Origin of the sequence: Xanthomonas sp. LMG 12460 (assembly GCF_009192895.1) — a bacterium.
Taxonomy (GTDB): Bacteria; Pseudomonadota; Gammaproteobacteria; order Xanthomonadales; family Xanthomonadaceae; genus Xanthomonas_A; species Xanthomonas_A sontii.
Window position 1 is genome coordinate 1 of the sequence record NZ_NKUH01000138.1, and the last position, 989, is coordinate 989.

The following is a 989-nucleotide window of genomic DNA, read 5'->3' on the forward strand; positions in this document are numbered from 1 at the left end:
CCGGAAGAGAAGGCGCGCGGCATCACGATCTCGACCGCCCACGTGGAATACGAATCCCCGACGCGCCACTACGCGCACGTGGATTGCCCGGGTCACGCGGACTACGTCAAGAACATGATCACCGGTGCGGCGCAGATGGACGGCGCGATCCTGGTGTGCTCGGCCGCTGACGGCCCGATGCCGCAGACCCGCGAGCACATCCTGCTGTCGCGCCAGGTCGGCGTGCCGCACATCGTGGTGTTCCTGAACAAGGCCGACATGGTCGACGACGCCGAGCTGCTTGAGCTGGTCGAGATGGAAGTGCGCGAGCTGCTGAGCAAGTACGACTTCCCGGGCGACGACACCCCGATCATCCACGGTTCGGCCCGTCTGGCGCTGGAAGGCGACCAGAGCGAGATCGGCGTGCCGGCGATCCTGAAGCTGGTGGACGCGCTGGACTCGTTCATCCCGGAGCCGCAGCGCGACGTGGACAAGCCGTTCCTGATGCCGGTGGAAGACGTGTTCTCGATCTCGGGCCGCGGCACCGTGGTGACCGGTCGTATCGAGCGCGGCATCATCAAGGTGGGCGACGAAATCGAAATCGTCGGCATCCGTGCGACGCAGAAGACCACCGTGACCGGCGTGGAAATGTTCCGCAAGCTGCTGGACCAGGGCCAGGCGGGCGACAACGCGGGCCTGCTGCTGCGCGGCACCAAGCGTGACGACGTGGAGCGCGGCCAGGTGCTGTGCAAGCCGGGTTCGATCAAGCCGCACACCGAGTTCGAAGCCGAGGTGTACGTGCTGTCGAAGGACGAGGGCGGCCGTCACACCCCGTTCTTCAAGGGCTACCGTCCGCAGTTCTACTTCCGCACCACCGACATCACCGGTGCGGTGCAGCTGCCGGAAGGCGTGGAGATGGTGATGCCGGGCGACAACGTCAAGATGGTGGTGACGCTGATCAACCCGGTGGCGATGGACGAAGGCCTGCGCTTCGCGATCCGCGAAGGCGG

General features: G+C 66.0%; 1 protein-coding gene. It reads left to right on the forward strand.

Features of this window, described 5'->3' with window-relative positions:
• Positions 1-989, forward strand: a 989-nt coding sequence (gene tuf / locus CEK66_RS19855) for an elongation factor Tu (RefSeq protein WP_152238040.1), incomplete at both ends; no start/stop codon positions are given.